General features: G+C 38.4%; 17 protein-coding genes. 7 read left to right on the plus strand and 10 right to left on the minus strand.

Features of this window, described 5'->3' with window-relative positions; all coding sequences use genetic code 11:
• The first annotated feature begins 426 nt into the window (after nucleotides 1–426).
• The gene (gene pckA, locus MY533_RS17300) at nucleotides 427–2013 is read left to right on the plus strand and encodes a phosphoenolpyruvate carboxykinase (ATP) (RefSeq protein WP_248716943.1); all 1587 of its coding nucleotides are present in this window, start codon (nucleotides 427–429) and stop codon (nucleotides 2011–2013) included.
• 115 nt (nucleotides 2014–2128) lie between these two features.
• Nucleotides 2129–3085: an alpha/beta hydrolase gene (locus MY533_RS17305; protein WP_248716944.1), complete on the plus strand. Its 957-nt coding sequence runs from the start codon at nucleotides 2129–2131 to the stop codon at nucleotides 3083–3085.
• Nucleotides 3086–3192: 107 nt separating this feature from the next.
• On the opposite strand, the gene MY533_RS17310 is transcribed toward MY533_RS17305, so the two are convergent.
• The 3 genes from MY533_RS17310 to MY533_RS17320 all read right to left on the minus strand — a co-directional run bounded on the left by MY533_RS17310 (nucleotide 3193) and on the right by MY533_RS17320 (nucleotide 5034).
• Complete coding sequence (locus tag MY533_RS17310) at nucleotides 3193–3969, minus strand: alpha/beta hydrolase family protein (protein WP_248719232.1); 777 nt, start codon at nucleotides 3967–3969, stop codon at nucleotides 3193–3195.
• Nucleotides 3953–4417 (minus strand): NUDIX domain-containing protein, encoded by a 465-nt coding sequence (locus MY533_RS17315; RefSeq protein ID WP_248716945.1) that lies wholly within the window; start codon nucleotides 4415–4417, stop codon nucleotides 3953–3955. Before MY533_RS17315 ends, MY533_RS17310 begins: the two co-directional genes overlap by 17 nt.
• A gap of 299 nt (nucleotides 4418–4716) precedes the next feature.
• The gene (locus MY533_RS17320; protein ID WP_132364602.1) at nucleotides 4717–5034 is read right to left on the minus strand and encodes a transposase; all 318 of its coding nucleotides are present in this window, start codon (nucleotides 5032–5034) and stop codon (nucleotides 4717–4719) included.
• Nucleotides 5035–5172: 138 nt separating this feature from the next.
• Between MY533_RS17320 and ytzI the strand changes: the two genes are divergently transcribed.
• The 4 genes from ytzI to MY533_RS17340 all read left to right on the plus strand — a co-directional run bounded on the left by ytzI (nucleotide 5173) and on the right by MY533_RS17340 (nucleotide 6860).
• Nucleotides 5173–5319 (plus strand): YtzI protein, encoded by a 147-nt coding sequence (gene ytzI, locus MY533_RS17325; RefSeq protein WP_132364604.1) that lies wholly within the window; start codon nucleotides 5173–5175, stop codon nucleotides 5317–5319.
• 69 nt (nucleotides 5320–5388) lie between these two features.
• Nucleotides 5389–5550, plus strand: a complete 162-nt coding sequence (locus MY533_RS17330) for a hypothetical protein (protein WP_248716946.1) — start codon at nucleotides 5389–5391, stop codon at nucleotides 5548–5550.
• Nucleotides 5547–5780, plus strand: coding sequence for a membrane protein insertion efficiency factor YidD (yidD, locus tag MY533_RS17335; protein WP_082172819.1), 234 nt, complete (start codon nucleotides 5547–5549; stop codon nucleotides 5778–5780). The genes MY533_RS17330 and yidD overlap by 4 nt, the downstream gene beginning before the upstream one ends.
• A gap of 108 nt (nucleotides 5781–5888) precedes the next feature.
• Nucleotides 5889–6860, plus strand: coding sequence for a metal ABC transporter solute-binding protein, Zn/Mn family (locus MY533_RS17340; protein WP_248716947.1), 972 nt, complete (start codon nucleotides 5889–5891; stop codon nucleotides 6858–6860).
• Here the strand turns inward: MY533_RS17340 and MY533_RS17345 are convergent.
• The 6 genes from MY533_RS17345 to MY533_RS17370 all read right to left on the minus strand — a co-directional run bounded on the left by MY533_RS17345 (nucleotide 6806) and on the right by MY533_RS17370 (nucleotide 15144).
• Nucleotides 6806–8050 carry a transglutaminase domain-containing protein gene (locus tag MY533_RS17345; protein ID WP_248716948.1) on the minus strand — a complete coding sequence of 415 codons (1245 nt, stop codon included), beginning with the start codon at nucleotides 8048–8050 and terminating at the stop codon, nucleotides 6806–6808. The genes MY533_RS17340 and MY533_RS17345 overlap by 55 nt on opposite strands.
• Before the next feature lie 508 nt (nucleotides 8051–8558).
• Complete coding sequence (locus tag MY533_RS17350; protein WP_248716949.1) at nucleotides 8559–9986, minus strand: o-succinylbenzoate--CoA ligase; 1428 nt, start codon at nucleotides 9984–9986, stop codon at nucleotides 8559–8561.
• A 375-nt stretch (nucleotides 9987–10361) separates the two neighbouring features.
• Nucleotides 10362–11180 carry a 1,4-dihydroxy-2-naphthoyl-CoA synthase gene (menB, locus tag MY533_RS17355; protein ID WP_132364614.1) on the minus strand — a complete coding sequence of 273 codons (819 nt, stop codon included), beginning with the start codon at nucleotides 11178–11180 and terminating at the stop codon, nucleotides 10362–10364.
• A gap of 64 nt (nucleotides 11181–11244) precedes the next feature.
• Entirely contained in the window at nucleotides 11245–12054 is an 810-nt protein-coding gene (gene menH, locus MY533_RS17360) for a 2-succinyl-6-hydroxy-2,4-cyclohexadiene-1-carboxylate synthase (RefSeq protein ID WP_248716950.1), read from the minus strand.
• Nucleotides 12042–13766: a 2-succinyl-5-enolpyruvyl-6-hydroxy-3-cyclohexene-1-carboxylic-acid synthase gene (gene menD, locus MY533_RS17365; protein WP_248716951.1), complete on the minus strand. Its 1725-nt coding sequence runs from the start codon at nucleotides 13764–13766 to the stop codon at nucleotides 12042–12044. The genes menH and menD overlap by 13 nt, the downstream gene beginning before the upstream one ends.
• Nucleotides 13759–15144, minus strand: coding sequence for an isochorismate synthase (locus MY533_RS17370; RefSeq protein WP_248716952.1), 1386 nt, complete (start codon nucleotides 15142–15144; stop codon nucleotides 13759–13761). Before MY533_RS17370 ends, menD begins: the two co-directional genes overlap by 8 nt.
• 703 nt (nucleotides 15145–15847) lie before the next feature.
• On the opposite strand from MY533_RS17370, the gene MY533_RS17375 reads away from it, so the two are divergent.
• The gene (locus MY533_RS17375; protein WP_248716953.1) at nucleotides 15848–16768 is read left to right on the plus strand and encodes a 1,4-dihydroxy-2-naphthoate polyprenyltransferase; all 921 of its coding nucleotides are present in this window, start codon (nucleotides 15848–15850) and stop codon (nucleotides 16766–16768) included.
• A 47-nt stretch (nucleotides 16769–16815) separates the two neighbouring features.
• On the opposite strand, the gene MY533_RS17380 is transcribed toward MY533_RS17375, so the two are convergent.
• Nucleotides 16816–17742, minus strand: a complete 927-nt coding sequence (locus MY533_RS17380) for a dipeptidase (protein ID WP_248716954.1) — start codon at nucleotides 17740–17742, stop codon at nucleotides 16816–16818.
• Between the last annotated feature and the right edge of the window lie 29 nt (nucleotides 17743–17771).

A 17771-nucleotide genomic window follows, 5' to 3' on the forward strand; every position in this document is an offset into this window, starting at 1 on the left:
TCCACCTCACATCATGTGTTAACATATGTGTAACCCTTTACAGTACATTTTGTAGCAAAAGCAAGGCGTTAGCTACAGAACATGTGGTGGATGAATATGATTGAGCCCCTTTTTAGTCGAAGAAACGCTCCAACTATAAAAACAAGCTAAAACTTCACATCCTGTGCGAACCCCATGTCAGCCAAGCTTCCAAACACAATTTTGCTGTTTCGAAAGTGAATGTGTGATCACTTATAAATAGGGTAAAAAGCATTATCAAAACGAATCAATTTACTTTTTGTCGTTTTCTTGAAAAGTAATAAAATCTGAAAAATAATTTCTGAATTAGTATAGATTATTTAAGCAATTGTGTTATACTATTTTTGAAATTAAGAAAATCTCCCTCAGACTCAAGGGAATACTATAAAAAAGGATGGTATTTAATCGATGAATTCAGTAGAAATTGCAAACGAACTGAAGGAATTATTAAACGGCGGTAACATTAATGTTCAACTTTCAGTACCACAATTAGCTGAAAAAGCAACATCTCGTGGTGAAGCTATGTTAACAGTAGATGGCGCAGTTCGTGCAGAAACTGGCAAATACACTGGTCGTTCACCTAAAGATAAATATACGGTAGAAGAAGAGAGCACAAAGGATAAAATTGACTGGGGAAAAGTTAACCGACCAATTTCTTCTGAAGTGTTCGATAACTTATATGTAAAAGTAGTAAAATATTTAAAAGAACGTGACGAATTATTCGTATTCAAAGGCTTTGCTGGTGCTGACAAAGATTCACAATTAAGCATCCAAGTAATCAATGAATACGCTTGGCACAATCTTTTCGCTCATCAATTATTTATCCGTCCAACTGCAGAAGAATTGGCTTCTCATGTTGCTGACTTCACAGTTATCTCAGCTCCTAACTTTAAAGCAGATCCTGCTATTGATGGTACTGCTTCTGAAACATTCATCATTGTATCACTTGAAAAGAAAATTATCCTAATCGGTGGTACTGAATACGCTGGTGAAATCAAAAAATCTATTTTCGGTATTATGAACTACTTGTTACCACAGCAAGGCATCCTTTCAATGCACTGCTCAGCAAACGTTGGTGAAGCTGGAGATGTTGCATTATTCTTCGGTTTATCTGGTACTGGTAAAACAACTTTATCAGCTGATCCTGACCGTAAGCTTATCGGTGACGATGAACACGGTTGGTCTGATAACGGTGTATTCAACATTGAGGGCGGTTGCTATGCAAAAACAATTAACCTTTCTGCTGAAAAAGAACCAGAAATCTACAACGCAATCCGCTTCGGTTCTGTTCTAGAAAACGTAGCTGTTGATCCGGAAACTCGAGTTTGTGACTATGATGATGGTTCATTAACAGAAAATACGCGTGTAGCTTATCCAATTCAATACATCGAAAATATTGTTGATCCATCTGTTGCAGGTCACCCAAAAACAATCATCTTCTTAACAGCTGATGCGTTTGGTGTATTACCTCCAATCAGTAAATTAACAAAAGAGCAAGCAATGTACCACTTCCTAAGCGGATTCACATCTAAACTTGCTGGTACAGAACGTGGTGTAACAGAGCCAGAACCAGTATTCTCAACTTGCTTCGGTTCTCCATTCCTTCCACTTCCAGCAACAGTTTATGCTGAAATGTTAGGTCAAAAAATTGACGAGCACGGTGCACAAGTATTCTTAGTGAACACTGGTTGGACTGGTGGCGAATATGGTACTGGTAGCCGAATGAAGCTTTCTTACACTCGTGCAATGGTACGTGCAGCCATTGATGGCAAATTAACTGCTGTTGAAACAATTAAAGATTCAGTATTCGGTTTAAACATTCCAACTTCTATTGAAGGTGTACCGACAGAAGTGCTAAATCCTCGTGATGCATGGGCAGACAAAGCTGCTTACGATAAAAAAGCTGCTGAACTTGCTGGTTTATTCAACGAAAACTTCAAGAAATTCTCAAATGTTTCTGAAGCTATCACGAAACTTGGCGGTCCATTGAAATAATTTACTAAGCATAGGGAACGATTTCAGTCGTTCCCTTTTTTTATTTCCCTATTTTCTACTTTTCATATTAGTAACTTTGTGTATAATTCATAATAGTAGTTTTAGGGGGAAATATATGAAAAGAAAATTTAAAGTGATTATTACCATTATCAGTCTGCTATTAGTATTGTTTGTTGTGGCTGGATTTTTTGCAGGGAATTATTTTTATAATTTTGCCTTAAATCCAAATACTGATAAATCAGATGTGTTTAATGCTCCGCACAATTCTATTGCTGTTAGTCCTAAGGATGCTAAAGAAAAAGAAGAGAGCGAGAAGTGGTTTAAAGACAATTACAAGGACTCTTATATACAGTCTTTCGATGATTTAAAATTACATGCCTATACACTTAAAAATACAAACGAAACAAATAAATGGGCAATTGTTTTCCATGGATATTCATCTGATGGCTCACAAATGACAAAGTATGCTAAGCATTTTTATGAGACAGGCTACAATGTTCTCGTACCTGATGCAAGGGCTCATGGAAAAAGTGAGGGTGACTATATCGGTATGGGTTGGCATGATCGACTTGATGTAGTCTCTTGGATTAATAATGTGATCAGTTCTAATAACAACGCTGAAATTATTTTGTATGGTGTTTCCATGGGAGGTGCTACAGTGATGATGGCCTCAGGAGAGGATCTACCTGGCAATGTTAAGGCTATTATTGAAGATTGTGGTTATTCCTCAGTTTGGGATGAATTCTCCTATCAATTACAAGCACTCTTTAATTTACCTGAATTCCCCATTATGCAGTTTTCGTCAATTGTAACGAAGTTAAAGGCTGACTATACGCTTGGTGAAGCTGATAGCGTCAAGCAAGTAGCGAAATCGAAAACACCTATGCTATTCATTCATGGAAGTAATGATACATTTGTTCCATCTGATATGCTAGATCAAGTATACGAGGCTGCCAATGTACCGAAGGAGAAATTTATAGTTGAAGGTGCCGGACATAGCCTTGCAGAAAGCGTTGCTGGAGACTCTTACTGGAAAACTATTAATAACTTCCTAGCAAAATATACAGAGTAAATATTTTTTTCTACCGTACAGGAAGCACCTGTACGGTTTTTTAGTCTACCTGAGCAATTCTTCGGGCTCGCTGAGCAGTTTTCAAACAAAAAAGTTCAAAGCGTCATCTACTGACGTTTCATCCAATCACACAGTGCATGTACTGTTGCTCGATTTTCAGCCGGTGGAAACTGATGAGCATGGCGAGGATCATACCATGTTTCATATCTTTTATTAGCATCCTTTAAATAAAATTCTAATTGTCTTGCATGCTCAATATCTACATTTTCATCACGATAGCCATGAATAATAAGTACTGGAGCTGTAATGTGCTCTATCTCAAAAAGTGGTGTTCGTGCATCATAAGCATCTGGTACACGATTAGGCGTCCCTCCAATAACCCGCTTCATCATCCTGCGCATATCTGTCCGCTCCCAATATGTAGCTGTTGCATCAGACACGCCTGCCCATGTCACAACAGATGTAATATCTCTACGTAAAATAGCAGTCCAAAGCGCCATAATGCCACCACGTGAAAAACCAAAGACATGAATATTATCATTGCAAAACTGTTTTAGCACGTCTACTGCGTATACAGCGTCATACCGATCAGCTCCTGCAAATTCATCTCGACCTTCTCCACCTCGATTGCCACGGTAATATGGAGCAAAAACGATAAAGCCTTGAGCTGCAAATTGCGCGACACGCGAAGGTCTAACCATGCCAATGCTTTGCATGCCTCCCCGTAAATATAAAAAGCCATCATATGTACCCTCTGCCTTCGGTTCCGCTAGTAATCCCTTCACACGTAGGCCATGTGATATATACGTGATTTCCGTTAAACGAATAGCTGGATTAGGCGAAGGATAAGGACGTTTTCCAACGATCTTACCATTGATCATAATGCTTCAACTCCTCCAGCATTTTCTGCATTCCTGCATCCTTCATATGAAAGCTTAAATGTGGATGGTGAGCAAATTCTTCATCCGTTAGCCAAATCATCCCTGAAGTTTCTAAATCGAATTCAATGTCCTCCTGTCCCGCAAACTGCGCGGTAAAGACCGTTTTACAAAATAAATTGTCATCATGAACGGCGTATTCTGCAAACCATCTAAGATTTTTCACATGCACACCAGTCTCCTCGAATACTTCCCTAATTGCTGCCTGCTCCAATGTTTCCCCAGGTTCTTGCTTTCCACCTGGAACCTCGACACCACGTCGTTTATGGATCGTACATAACCACTTATTTTCATGTTTTAATAACACAAGTACATGTTTAGGCTCCGTGTCCAATTCGCCTCTTTTAAAACTTAAATCCACTTGTAAACCATTTAAATCTGTAAATGTAAACATGCTCTTCAACTCCTTATTCTAAATTCATACACTGAGTCGAATCAGCGTTACCATGATGACCTTTTATTTCACTATAGAGTATTCACGTATGTACAATCAACAAATAAAATTACTAATATTAACTTCATTAAACGGTGCGATAGGCGTCTATATAACAAGAAGTAATACGACATCTACTATTATGTGCATTCGATCTCGAGTGCCACAAATTATCATGTTTTTTACCTAAAAACATGTGCCAAGAGAAATTAGCTTTCATCAATAAAAAAAGTCACTGATGTTTTTCAGTGACCCTACCTTTAGACACGTTTATTGAAATATGGAAGTTGTTCAACAAATGCCTTCGTATCCGCATCCCCATACTCATGAACAAGTGCATAGATTTTTTTTAATCGCAAATCAATTTCATCATTTTCTCTATCAAGATGATACTGTATATAGGGCAATTGTGCTCGCCACGCATTCGCGATTTCTAACATTTGCATTTGCTGAAAAATCTTTTCAAATACATCTAATGCTTGGCGATCTATGTTGAGTTCAAAGTTCCACTGTCCTGCATATGGATTTGTATAATACGTTCTATTGGCAAGTGAAAAATATACACGTTGACGATCCATCTCTACAAAACACTCCTTTTACCATAGTATGGTGGTAAAAGGACTGTTTTATTCGCTGGAATGTCAAACTTCCTTCACAACTAAGTAAGATTATCTAATTTATAATAGAAAGTATGAATAAGGAACGGAGTGAATGCCATGAGTTTAATCACACTCTTAGTTGTAGCAGCAATCATCGTAATATTAGTAACGGTCGCGACTATTTTAAGTGTCAACCGTGCGTATGCTTTTAAACATACAGTCGATGATAAACCACAGCAAAGCTTTCATCAAGATGATGACTAGTTCATTTAGTACATTTTTTTAAGACATTCTTTTATAATATGATTAACAATAGAATTTGGAGTGAACGCAATGGGAGTACCATTACCAATAATCATTATGATCGCAATGATGATGCTTATGTTTGGCGTTTCTGTTATTGTCTTGTTGAAGAAAAAAAGCAATTTCTTTACACAAACTATCGATGCTAAGCCTAAGCAAATCAACGCTCAACAAAAGGATAAACAACTATGAAATATCCCTTTATATGGCTCATTAAGTTTTACAGAAAATTTATATCACCTATGACACCACCATCTTGTCGCTTCCATCCTACATGCTCCTCCTATGGACTTGAAGCTTTTCAAAAACATGGTGCCATTAAAGGATTCTATTTAACAATTAAACGTATATCAAAATGCCATCCTTTCCATCCAGGTGGCTTTGATCCAGTACCTGAAAAATGGCCTTCGAAAAAGAATTAATTTTCGAAGGTCATTTTTTCTTGTGCTTTTTACAGATGTGCGTTATTATAGAAACTGTTCAAAAAAACAAATCGTAATGATTACTATTTGAAAGAGGTATACTATAACATGAAAAAAGTATTTTTGTTATTTTTAATTTCAGTTCTTGCCCTATTCACTGCTGCCTGTGGAAATAAATCAGCTACATCCACACAGTCAGAGACAAAGGATAAATTAACAATTTATACTACTGTCTATCCATTAAGTTATTTTGCACAACGAATTGGTGGCGATTTTGTAGATGTTTCTTCAATTTACCCTGCCGGCGCCAATGAGCACACATTTGAGCCAACACAAAAAGATATGATGAAATTAGCAGATGCCGATATATTTTTCTATATAGGCTTAGGGCTAGAGGGCTTTGTTGAAAATGCTAAAAAGACTCTAGCTAATGAAGATGTAACAATGGTAGCAACTGCAGATCAGGTTTCAGATGAAAAATTAGCTATGAGCACAGGTCACTCACATGATGATCACGAAGATGAAGATGGACACGGACACGAGGACCATGATCACGGTAATGTAGATCCACATGTTTGGCTATCTCCAACTATTAGTCAAGACTTAGCACTTTCCATTAAAAACACTCTAGTTGACAAAATGCCAGCACAAGAAGCTACATTTACAGCTAACTACGAGGCATTAGTAAAAGAACTACAAGATTTAGACAATGAATTTAAAGCTATGGCGGATAAAGCCCAAGAGAAAACGTTCTTCGTATCTCATGCAGCTTTTGGCTATATCGCAGGACAATACGGCTTAAAGCAAGTTCCAATAGCCGGGTTAAATTCACAAAACGAGCCTTCTCAAAAAGAACTTACGGCGATTGTTGATAAAGCAAATAAATTGCATATTCACTACATTTTATTCGAGCAAAATGTCTCTTCTAAATTAGCTGAAGTTATCCAAAAAGAGGTTGGAGCAGAATCTCTTGTATTGCATAATTTAAGTGTTTTAACAGCAGATGATGTAAAGAATAATGAAACTTACTTCACCCTTATGAAGAGAAATATTAAAACTTTAAATACTGCAATGCAATAATCGTTTGGACATGAACAAAAATAAATGAGTAAGGAGGTGCCCCGAACAATATAGGGCACCTCCTTTATTATGACGTACTTTTCTTGTGGCATTCTTTTTTCCACTCTATAAATACTACTTAGCCCTTTTTTCTTATGGATAGCATTTTGTGTTATCTTTCGATTACCCTTTACTTGGGCTATATTACTTTCTAAAATGATTGGTTCCCATTCATTTAAATGCACCTGAACAGCATTATCGCTATTATTACTTTTTAAAAGCAGTCTAGACGGATCTATTAATTGTTTAACTGTTTGTTTATTGTTACTTAAAATGAATAGCCCTTTATCAAAGGCAAAATGACTATCCAGTATTGGTTTCGTAACAACTTCAACCTTATCCGTTTTTTGTAAATCAACATAAGCTTCACTTGTAGCAGCTGGGAAACTCGCATAGTCCCAAGAGTGATCCTGAGCTAATTGGCGATCAGACACTAAAAAATAATGATAACGGACCTCACCCTTACGATCAGGCAATGGATCATCCCATGTAACATCAATATGATACCATTCATTATCAAGCTTCACTAAAACCCAGGCGTGTAATTGTTCCCCTACATTTCCTGGTACATATTGTACCTCAAAGCCTAGCTTCTCTAACATTCGATAAAGCACTAGAGCATATGCCTGACAAACTCCCTTGTTCTCCGTAAGCAATGTGTAGGGAGAATATTGACTTCCTTTCGTGTCCTTCGAATATTCAGCAGATAGAACGATAAAATCATGTGCAGCCTGTATTTTCTGCAATTCACTTAATCCATGCATAGGTGTAATAATATTCGTCAAAGTCTGTTCTACGAATGCCTCCTCTTCCTGTGTAATATGATAGGTAAACACAAAACTAATGACAATATTATTGGCATAGCCATCATATTTCCATTTAAAACTAGAAATATTGGCGTAAATATATGGATCCTGAATAGCATGTTTTACAAGCTCTGATAGTTCATCTTTTATTTCCGACGTATTACCAGTATAACGAATATCAAATTCAGTAGATAATTGCATGACTTGTTTTTGAATAAGATGTTGTAGTGTTTCTATTGTATTAGCCGTTGCGATATTCTTTTGTTCATAGTTTGCGAATACTTGCACATGACTCATTTGTAGAACAAATAATATAATGACAACATTATATATATATTTTCTCATATGAGTCTTTCTCCTTTAATAACTAGTTTATGCGTGTAATTTCTTATTATGTTAATGAATGATTAATTTAATCGTAAAAATTTACTAAAAATGATTCATAAAACGAATAAAAGAAGCCTTCTTATAAAAGAAGACTTCTTTATAGTGTTAAAAAAACTATTGTTTAAATAAAACAAATGGAAGTAGGCTTTTGGGCAAAATGAGGGGTTGATTTCCGTTCCGGCTAGGCGCTTTGTCGCTGACGCTTCGCTTTCACACAGAGCAAAGCCTCCTGGGGGGCTCCGATGAGTAGCTTCTGAGGATGCTTCTATTTCAACTTTATCTTTAATTTTCACGAACTCCTTGGTATTGTTCACATTACACCTATCGATAAGTACTCTCATTCTGGTTCAAACAATTTGTTTAAATAGATAGATCCTTTAAATTTCATCTAATCTTGAAAATTCATTGCTTTACCCCCATTTTGTTAAATCCTTAATGTCAAACACCTATAATGGAGGCTTCTTTTTTATTCTTGCATTAATTTTCTACGAAGTAGCTTATTGGCACCGTTTCGAGGGAGCTCGTCCGTAACAATAATATCTTTTGGTATTTTATATTTCGCAAGCTTCTTTTGACAAAATGCTCGTATTTGCTCTACCTGTACTTCTTCTTTTAATACAACAAAGGCGATTGGTACTTGCCCCCAAGCATCATCATCAATGCCACATACTCCCGCTTCTTTAACAGCAGGGTGTGTAAGTAGTACATTTTCGATTTCAGCAGGATAAATATTTTCGCCACCTGAAATAATTAAATCAGCCCGACGATCAATGACAAATAAATAACCATCTCCATCTATATAACCAATATCCCCAGTATGAAGCCATCCATCAATCGTTGCATTTTTGTCGGCAAAACGACCAATATACCCCGGTGTAACGTGTGGGCCACGTATACAAATTTCTCCTTCACCATTGTCATTCGGCTCAGCAATGCGAATTTGATTGAAAAATAACGGTTTTCCCGCAGAACCAATTTTTCGCATCGCATCCTCATTTGCTAATGTTGCAGTTTGTGACGAAGTTTCAGTCATACCATACGTTTGAGCTACAGCTAAATTTAATGCATGCGCTCTCTTTAAATAATCTTCTGGCACTGGCCCACCACCTGCTAGCATCATTTTAAATTTCGGTGAGGCTTGTGCGTTTTTCTTTTCAAGGGTATGTAAAATCCTTTCCAATGTGACAGCGACTACCGACATATGTGTAACCTCGCCATCCATAATATTTTTGGAAATGGCTTCTGCATCAAATTGATCATATAAATGTACTTTATTACCGTACAATAGTGAGCGCACTAAAATAGAAAAGCCACTAATATGAAAAAGGGGTACAGCACATAACCAAGTATCATCCGCCTGCAAACCAATATTTAAAACGGAGGCCGTTGCACTTGCCTGGTGATTTCCGACAGTTTGACAAACGCCCTTTGGAAAACCAGTCGTGCCAGATGTATACATAATCGATGTCGTTTGGTTTAAAGACCATTCTTTCGTAATATCAATAGCCGCTTCTGTACTTTTTTCTATAGTAGAAAATAAATAATAAGACGTATGTGATGGTAATTTTTCAACATCCTCATCTGCAATTAATACTGCCATAGCTTTTGAATCCTCTAGCTGATAGGCAATTTCATCCTGTGTTAGCCTACGATTTAGCATGACCATTTCACATTGTAAATGCATACACGCGTACATCATAATGACCAAGGAAGGCTTACTCGGCCCCATTATGGCAATACGGTCTCCTTGCTTAATATCCAGTGCTGTAAGTTGACGTGCACGTTTTAACGATAAATCATTTAATTCTTGAAATGTCCAAGTCTGCCCATTATATGTTAAACCGTTTCGTAAAGGTGTTAAATACGCTCGCTGTAAAATCCAATTTAAATACATCTCATTATTCCTCCAATCAGCCTAATCTTACCGCTTTATCGCATCATCCGTCTATTCGGTACTCCGACACGATTTTCCGCTACTTGATTAATGCAATTTAGGTCACTTGACATGCTGTCCCGCTGCTAAAGTATGGCTTTCCGTCGCTAATACATCTTGGTCCGTTGCTAAAGCTTCAGGTTCCGTGGTTCCGTCGCTATTGCATGTCGTTCCGTCGCTAAAGCTTCAGGTTCCGCCGCAATTCATCTTGGTCCATCATGTTCCGTCGCTATCCACAACTTTCCGTCACTCTAGCAAGTTTATCCGTCTCGTTCCTTTAGATATACAAAAAGCTCGTATCTCATTAAGATACGAGCCGTTCAACGTTTCAGATAATCAAGGGAATCTTGGGAATTGACCGAAATCTGGTTGACGTTTTTCTTTGAATGCGTCACGACCTTCTTTAGCTTCATCTGTTGTGTAGTAAAGAAGAGTAGCGTCGCCAGCCATTTGTTGAAGACCTGCTAAACCGTCTGTATCTGCATTCATTGCTGCTTTTAAGAAGCGTAGAGCAGTTGGAGACATTTGTAGCATTTCTTCACACCATTGTACAGTTTCATCTTCTAGTTGCTCATAAGGAACAACCGTGTTAACTAATCCCATATCAAGTGCTTGCTGTGCATCATATTGACGGCAAAGGTACCAAATTTCACGCGCCTTTTTATGTCCGATAATACGTGCAAGGTAGCCAGAGCCATACCCAGCATCGAATGAGCCAACTTTTGGTCCAGTTTGTCCAAAACGAGCGTTGTCAGCAGCAATTGTTAAGTCACAGACAACGTGTAATACGTGTCCTCCACCGATTGCATAACCTGCAACCATTGCTACTACAGGTTTTGGAATAACACGGATTAAACGTTGTAAATCAAGAACGTTTAGACGTGGGATTTCATCTTCACCAACGTAGCCGCCATGGCCACGTACTTTTTGGTCTCCACCTGAACAGAAAGCATGCTCACCTTCACCAGTTAAAATGATAACTCCAACATTTTTGTCATCACGTGCACGTGAAAAGGCATCGATCATTTCCATTACCGTTTTTGGTCGGAATGCGTTGCGCACTTCTGGACGGTTGATCGTAATTTTTGCGATACCGTTATAGAACTCATACTTAATGTCTTCATAAGTATGTAAACTTGTCCATTGACGTGTCATTGAATTGCCTCCTAATAATTAAATTCGTCTCGTTCAAAATCGAGGCGATAACGTAAAAAGTATATTACGTTAAATACTCCTCTACTATTGTAGCAAACTCAGCGGGATTTTCCACATGAATTGCATGTCCTGCGTCATTTACCGTCGTATGCTTGGCATTTTTTAATAACGCTTTCATTTCTAGTGCTATTTTACAAAATTTCTCATCAAGTGAGCCTGTAATTAATAGAACAGGAAATTCAAGTTTCTCCAATGACATCCAATTCGATGTCTGACTGCCTGTACCAATCCCTCGTAAGCTACCTGCCAAGCCTTCCTCCTTCTGAGAAAGTCGTTCTAATCGAATAGCTTCTTGTACACTATGGGATAAGCGCTTTTGAGATTCAAACAAAGGAATGTTCTCCCACGCATTAACAAATGATAACAAACCGTTACTAATTATTTTTTCAGCTAGAGCGTTATCTCTCTGACAGCGTTCAGCACGCTCCTTAGAAGTTCGTAAGCCTGGAGAAGCGCTTTCTAAAATGAGCTTGTCAATACGTTCTGGGTAGAAAGTTGAATACGATAACGCAACTCTTCCGCCCATTGAATAGCCTAGTAGCGTAAATTTCTTGAGCTGTAGCTGGCCAAAAACTTCCTCTAAATCTTGGATTTGTTCTTGCATAGAGAAACGACTAATTTGTTGAGGTATAGCTGTTTGTCCATGGCCAATTAAATCAATGGCAATAACTCGTACACTTGGCAGAGCTTTCGCTAAATTTCGCCATGTAGCTGTACTACCTGTAAAACCGTGCAATGCAACGAGTGTTTGCTCCGCTTCTTCATTCCAGATTTCTACGTATGTTTCAAGCCCTCGAATCATTAGCTTTGCCATGCTTTTAACCCTGCGTTTATGCGATTCCATAACGCACGATGCGCATATACATTTTCCTCTCGATTCGTGAAAATCTCAATTAAGCGCATTGGTCGTTTTTTCATCGTAGTAAACTTTACTGATAGCTCTGAAATATCATCTACTCGTATATAATCCATATCGTACATATTGGCAATATCATTGAATTTAAGGGCTGTTGGCGTACCAAATAAATCTTCATAATGCGCCTCAACTGTAGATTGTGGTAAATAAGAGAAAATACCGCCACCATCATTATTCATAACGATTATTGTCAAATTGCATTCCTGGTATCTTGAAGCAATGAGACCGTTGACATCATGTAAAAAGGCTAAATCACCAATAAGCAAGTAGGTTTCACGATTATTCCCTTGACTAAAGCCCATTGCAGTTGATACGACACCATCAATACCATTCGTTCCACGATTCGCAACAATCCGAATATCCTTCGGTGTTGCCATTAAAAACGTATCAATATCACGCACTGGCATACTGCTACTAACAAAAATATCACTGCCATTCGGAATCAATTTTAGTAATCGACTTACCATTGCTCCTTCATCAATCGCACCGTCAGCATAATGTTCAATATACTCAAGTGCAATATCATTAGCATCCTGCCACTCAGCTAAATACGCTGTTTCTAGTGCTGTTTCAGAGATTGCTAATTGCGTGAGCCACTCACCAACACTAGCATGAACAAAATGAGTAGACACACCTGTAGAATCACGGAACATCGGATCTTCATCGACAACAATATAAGCATCAGGCTGACATTTCGTAATAAATTGCATGATAAATTTAGAAACAGGCTGTGCTCCTAAACGTAGCACCGTATCTGGTTCAACTAATGCTTTAAAATCTTCACTTTTCATAATGGCATCATACGTCGTGATCATATAAGGCAGACAATCTTCTGGGACAGACGACCGCATATTAGATAAACTCTCGACAATAACCGGCCATTTTAATTGGCGAATAAAGTCCCACATAATTGTTAAATCTGTACCGAGTGCTAGCTCACCAATAATAATAAAACCTCTTTTGGTTGCACGTAAAATGTCCGATAGCTCTTGTTGAGTCTCCTTTGAAGGTACTAACTGACCCATACTGCTCTGCTTAAATATCGCTTCTGGAAGTTCCTCTTGAAAATCAATCAACAAAGGTTCTCTGAACGGTACATTAATATGCACTGGTCCAAATGGTGCGCTCATTGCCACTGCCACCGCACGTGCAGTATGACGCTCAATAAACGGCAAGGTTGGTGCGGCACCATCTGCCAAAGGGAAATCCACGCTCCATTTGACATTCGTACCATATAAATTCGGTTGATTAATAGCCTGTGGTGCACCTACCTCTCGCAATTCATGAGGACGATCAGCTGTAATGACGATTAACGGTACACGAGCATAACTTGCCTCAACAATGGCAGGAAAATAGTTTGCCGCAGCTGTTCCCGATGTACATAAAAGAACAACAGGTTGTGCTGTAGCCTTTGCAATTCCTAGCGCAAAAAAGGCAGCTGATCGTTCATCAACTTGACGATACATATGAAGCTGTTTCGTTGAAGCAAATGCATAAGCTAAAGGTGTCGAACGTGAGCCAGGGCTGACAACAACGTTTTCAACACCAGCTTGTACTAGTGATGCTACCATTTTATAAACATAATCCGTTAATATTTTCCGTTCACTCATGTAATTGTCCTCCTAGCGCACGAAGCATTGGACGGAATTTTACTAATGTTTCCTCATATTCAGATTGTGGCTCTGAATCTGCTACAATACCGCCACCAGCATATAAATAAGCTTTGTCCTTAAGTAAAGCAGCCGAACGAATGGCCACTGCAAATTCCCCATTGCCATCAGCATCTACCCAACCAATTGGAGCAGCGTAAAGCCCACGATTCATAGGCTCATACTTACGTATAGCTGCCATTGCCTCTTTCCTTGGCACACCGCCTAAAGCTGGCGTTGGATGCAAAGATTTTGTCAGTTGTAATATTGTTGCCTCATTATTTAACTGACCTTCAACAGGTGTATATAAATGTTGTATATCTCTAATTTTTAGTAAGCGTGGGCCATCAGGTATTGTCATCTCTATACAATTTTTACGGAATGTTTCCGCAATCATATCGACAACATATTGATGCTCGCCACCATTTTTCGCATCATTTAATAAGCTTTGTCCAAAGGCTTCATCTTCCTCTGCTGTCTTACCACGTTTAATAGAGCCTGCTACACAAGATGAAAAGGCTCGTCCCTCTTCTACTTTTACAAGACGTTCAGGGGACGCACCAAAGAACAATAATTGTTGACGTTCTAAACCAAATAAATAGCTCTCTGGCTGCTCATGAATAATTTGTGAGAGTACCTGTGGTGAAGAAACTTGTTCTTTAAATTGCAATGCAAGTGAGCGTGCAATAACGACTTTATCTGCTTTCTTCTGCTTAATCAATACTGTTACTTGGTCAATCGAAGCTAAATACGGCTCCTTGTATGGCTCAAAGTAACTTGTGATTTCAGGTTTTGAATACGTTTTCACTTCTTTTACTTGAGCTGCATGAATTAAATGATCTCGCTCTTTACGTAGCGCTTCAAATTGAGATGCTGCTTGCTCATTTTTGGAAATAAGATGAATACTTACAAACGCTTTGTCATTACGAATAACAAGCTGGTAAGTTGCAAGTGCAAAATAAGCCTCTGGAAAGTCTGTCCATTCCCCAGTTACTTCATTTTGTGGATCGAATGTAAAGCCGCCAAACAAAATTGGCTGTAGCTCGCTTTGTCCCTTCACACAGTTTTTCGTTAAATTTTTCCACTCTGCTTCTACTGCATCGAAGCGATCATTTTTGGCGTTATTTTGAATTGTATAGGCATGTCCTAGCCCTACTAATGTCATCGTTTTTTCTCTATTTTGCCAATAAAATCGTTCACCTTTATAATGCTCCTCGCCCGCTGCATAAAATGCGAGCGCCGATAAGCGACTAACTTCAATTGTTTCCATATAAAAATGAAGGCTTTGGCCCAAAGAGTCCACTTCTACCTCTGTGGCTTGGTACCACTTCTGTTGCATGAAAATTACCTCCGTTGTTGCAATGTACATAATGAATGATGTATGTTTTGTACTCGTTCTTAGTAGACGTTTTAACAAATGTCATCCAAACTTTTGGTGCTGAACTTTTTCTTTAGAACAATTGACCAAAACTTTGTAGAATGACATGAGCATTTGTACTTTTTCGCATCATATTTTTTCTTAAAATAGCCGTCATTTTTTATTTGCTAGCCTATTCTTCGTACTGTTGCTATTATCTTAATGATTGTTTTCAGTTCATAAATGCATGTTCTATTGTATCATTTATTTTAACTTCTTTCAGCAGAAGACTCCCTCCTCTATAGGTGGTGAAATGAATGCGGATTTAAGCTACTCTTCAGCGGGTGTCCAAACAGGCGCTGAAATAGAGGAACTCAGTCTAAGAACGCCACATCCTGTGGCAACGACTGAGTGACCAACATCGTGTTGGCCTAAAGCCTCCGGCGGATGTCACGTAATCGGAAAGGAGTTCAATATAGGATGTTAGCCTAAAATCATCGCATCCATGCGATAACGGCTAACTGACCTGCGTCGTGCAGGCCTAAGCACAAAGCCGATTCCGGACGCAATTAAGCCAAGGCATAATTGATCTGAACTGTATATAATAAGCTGTGAACCTATCCATTTTCTCATTCTTCGTATAAAATAAGAATAGTCTACAACATTCGAAGGAGAGAAAGACCTTATGACCAAAGTCATTGAAGCTGATAGGGGTTTTAAAGTTTGGTGGCATTTAACACGTCCACATACTTTAACCGCTTCATTCGTTCCAGTATTTTTAGGAACAGCGATTGCTTTAGCAATTGAAAAACAAACAATTGATTTTGGACTATTTTTTGCTATGCTCATTGCAAGTATGCTTATACAAGCAGCAACAAATATGTTCAATGAATATTACGATTACAAATTAGGATTGGACAATGAAAATTCTGTCGGTATCGGCGGAACAATTGTGCGTCACGGTGTTCAACCAAAAACAATTATGATGATTGCCTTAAGCTTTTACGCAATCGCTATGCTGCTCGGCATTTACATATGTGCCTCAACCTCTTGGTGGCTTGCTGCTGTTGGGCTTGTTTGTATGCTTATTGGTTTTTTATATACTGGCGGACCATACCCAATAGCCTATTCACCATTTGGAGAAATTGTATCTGGCGCTGTTATGGGAATGGGAATTGTTTTAATCGCATTTTATATTCAAACGCTTACTGTGACATTAGACGCTGTTTTGCTTTCAGTACCAAGTATGATTTTAGTTGGAGCTATCATGCTGTCCAACAATATCCGTGATATCGTTGGCGATACAGAGGGTGGTCGAAGAACGCTTGCTATTTTAATAGGTCGAGATAATGCCATTTCTGTGCTATCTGGCTTTTTTATCGTTTCATATTTATGGGTAATTGCTCTTGTAGCAATTGATGGAATTACTTTTTGGGCTCTAATCATTTTCTTAAGCGTTCTAAAACCGCTTCGTGCAATCCAAATTTTCCGCGATAAAAAAGAAGCGAAAGAAGTTATGCCTGCGATGAAATTTACAGCGCAAACAAATACATTCTTCGGCTTCCTCTTAGGAATCGGTTTATTAATTCAATATTTCTTTTATTAATATTAATCAATTATGCCTCGGCTTAATTGGTTAAAGATGCAGCAGCTTTAACGGGCAGCTGCATTTTTTACATAGCATCTAAAATTTTCACTTGCAATACCTCGAACTTCTTCAGTTGAAAAATGTTCACGTAACGCCTCTAACAAATTTTGTACCTCTCCTGCGTGTGCTAATCCTTTTACAGTTGCATCTATTCCATCGAAGTCTGAACCTAATCCAAGGTGCTCTACCCCTACTATATTCGCTAAATGCTTCACATGCGCTACTAAATCATCTATTGTAGCATTGTCATGGATAAAAGGCGGGTAGTAAACAACATGAATATGCCCTCCATGCTCGACAAGTGCTTTTGCCTGAGCGTCCGTTAAATTTCTTGGATGATCACAAATTGCACGTGCATTGCTATGGCTCGCAATAATATGCTTCGCTAGTGGTAAGACATCCCAGAAACTCTGTTCATTTAAATGCGAGACATCGATAATAATATCTCGCTCATTTAGTAAGTCTATAACCTCTTTACCAAATGATTTTAAACCAAGGCTTGCATCTTGTTCAGCACCGTGGGCCACAGCATTTTCTTCATTCCACGTTAAGCCGACTAGCTTCACTCCTGCATCTAATATTGCAGAAAGCTTTGCTAAATCTTCACCGATTGGACCACAGCCCTCTAAGCTTAAAATTGCACCAATTTCATGCGGAGCTAAAGTATCTAATTGCGACCAATCCGTAATATGCACCATGCCCTCAGTTTGTAACACATGTGAATGGAAGGCTTCAATTTGCCGCACTGCCTCTAAAAATTGCATACTTTGCGGAATTTTAGGATTAATAAAAATAGCAAATACTTGTGCCTTAACACACCCTAATTGTAATCTCTGTCGATTAGCTTGCAAACGTACATCATCTTCAAATTTTGCTGCTTCTAAAGTTGTTAATTTCAATAGAGCATCGCAGTGTAAATCAATTATATCCATACCCTCACCCCATACAGCTATTATACTGC

The sequence above is a fragment of the Lysinibacillus sp. Ag94 genome (genome assembly GCF_023242215.1).
GTDB lineage: Bacteria > Bacillota > Bacilli > Bacillales_A > Planococcaceae > Lysinibacillus.

Bases quoted from the DNA above. Each gene is read 5' to 3' on its own strand.
- menH (WP_248716950.1), bottom strand. From the start codon at position 12,054: ATGGCAAAGCTAATGATTCGAGGGCTTGAAACATACGTAGAAATCTGG.
- MY533_RS17375 (WP_248716953.1), top strand. From the start codon at position 15,848: ATGACCAAAGTCATTGAAGCTGATAGGGGTTTTAAAGTTTGGTGGCAT.
- MY533_RS17370 (WP_248716952.1), bottom strand. From the start codon at position 15,144: ATGCAACAGAAGTGGTACCAAGCCACAGAGGTAGAAGTGGACTCTTTG.
- MY533_RS17380 (WP_248716954.1), bottom strand. From the start codon at position 17,742: ATGGATATAATTGATTTACACTGCGATGCTCTATTGAAATTAACAACT.
- MY533_RS17345 (WP_248716948.1), bottom strand. From the start codon at position 8,050: ATGAGAAAATATATATATAATGTTGTCATTATATTATTTGTTCTACAA.
- menD (WP_248716951.1), bottom strand. From the start codon at position 13,766: ATGAGTGAACGGAAAATATTAACGGATTATGTTTATAAAATGGTAGCA.
- pckA (WP_248716943.1), top strand. From the start codon at position 427: ATGAATTCAGTAGAAATTGCAAACGAACTGAAGGAATTATTAAACGGC.
- ytzI (WP_132364604.1), top strand. From the start codon at position 5,173: ATGAGTTTAATCACACTCTTAGTTGTAGCAGCAATCATCGTAATATTA.
- MY533_RS17340 (WP_248716947.1), top strand. From the start codon at position 5,889: ATGAAAAAAGTATTTTTGTTATTTTTAATTTCAGTTCTTGCCCTATTC.
- MY533_RS17305 (WP_248716944.1), top strand. From the start codon at position 2,129: ATGAAAAGAAAATTTAAAGTGATTATTACCATTATCAGTCTGCTATTA.
- yidD (WP_082172819.1), top strand. From the start codon at position 5,547: ATGAAATATCCCTTTATATGGCTCATTAAGTTTTACAGAAAATTTATA.
- menB (WP_132364614.1), bottom strand. From the start codon at position 11,180: ATGACACGTCAATGGACAAGTTTACATACTTATGAAGACATTAAGTAT.
- MY533_RS17315 (WP_248716945.1), bottom strand. From the start codon at position 4,417: ATGTTTACATTTACAGATTTAAATGGTTTACAAGTGGATTTAAGTTTT.
- MY533_RS17350 (WP_248716949.1), bottom strand. From the start codon at position 9,986: ATGTATTTAAATTGGATTTTACAGCGAGCGTATTTAACACCTTTACGA.
- MY533_RS17330 (WP_248716946.1), top strand. From the start codon at position 5,389: ATGGGAGTACCATTACCAATAATCATTATGATCGCAATGATGATGCTT.
- MY533_RS17320 (WP_132364602.1), bottom strand. From the start codon at position 5,034: ATGGATCGTCAACGTGTATATTTTTCACTTGCCAATAGAACGTATTAT.